This is a genomic window from Streptomyces sp. URMC 123, assembly GCF_051386515.1.
GTDB lineage: Bacteria > Actinomycetota > Actinomycetes > Streptomycetales > Streptomycetaceae > Streptomyces.
In genome coordinates this window covers 1-903 of the sequence record NZ_JBPQTV010000653.1, presented here as the reverse complement: position 1 = coordinate 903, position 903 = coordinate 1, and the positions used below count along the sequence as shown (strand labels likewise).

The 903-nt window shown below is 76.1% G+C and carries 1 protein-coding gene and 1 pseudogene; one reads left to right on the top strand and one right to left on the bottom strand.

The window, feature by feature from the left end; genetic code table 11:
* Window positions 1-257 (bottom strand): annotated as a pseudogene (locus ACSNOD_RS31465) (hypothetical protein); the annotation flags it as partial.
* A gap of 220 nt (window positions 258-477) precedes the next feature.
* Between ACSNOD_RS31465 and ACSNOD_RS31460 the strand changes: the two are divergent.
* Window positions 478-903, top strand: a 426-nt coding sequence (locus tag ACSNOD_RS31460; RefSeq protein ID WP_436770484.1) for a hypothetical protein, incomplete at its 3' end; no start/stop codon positions are given.

Here is a 903-nt window from a genome sequence, read left to right as displayed (position 1 = left end):
GCGCGGGCGGGGGCGGGGTCGAAGACGGCGGGCCCGTTTCCGCTTTCGATGCCGCTTTCGGTTCCGGTTCCGGCGGCGTGGGCCGCGGCGGGGTACGAGCCGAGGGCGGCGGCGGTGCCGAGGGCGCCGGTGGCGCTCAGCAGGGCCCGCCGGGTGGGGCCGCCCGCGGCGGCGGGTCTCGGGCTCCCGTCCGGGCTTTCGGCGGGTCTCGGGCTTCCGGCCTGGCTCCCGGCCTGGCTTTCGGGCGAATCGGTCATGTCCGCTCCCACTGTGCGATCGAGGTCGGGCTACGAGTGGTGCGTGCGTCAGCGCACGGTAGTGACCGGGGTACGGGGGAGCAATGAGCCGCGGGGCCGCCGCTTCCGGTGCGTCCGGTGCGTCCGATGTCCGACGACGTGTCCCGCGCCCTCCGATGAGTCGTTCGGGGCCCGTGTGCGTAACGGGGAGTGCCGTGCGTTCCCGCGAGGAGGCCCAACGATGCGTTCCGTCCGCTCCGCCGTCCTGTCCGCCGCCGTCGCCCTGGCGGGTGCCACCGCCGCCCTGGGCGGCGCGCTGATCCTGATCCATGGCCCGGCCGCCGAGGGCGAGGGGGGAGGGCGCGGCGGGAGCGTGCCGACGGCGACGGGCAGCCTGGAGCAGCTCGCGGCGAAGACCCGCTGCACGCCGGTGATGCAGACGGACGCGGCCGAACTGCGCCAGGGGGTCTGCCGTACGGACGACGGCCAGTACGTGCTGGCGACGTTCGCGACGGTACGGGGCCGGCACGAGTGGCTGAGCGAGGCGCGCGACTACGGCGGTACGTACCTGGTGGGCCGCAACTGGGTGGCGGTGGGCGAACCCGCCGTGCTGGGGAAGGTACGGGGGCGGCTGGGCGGCGAGCGCGGCCCGCAGCGACGGCGGCAG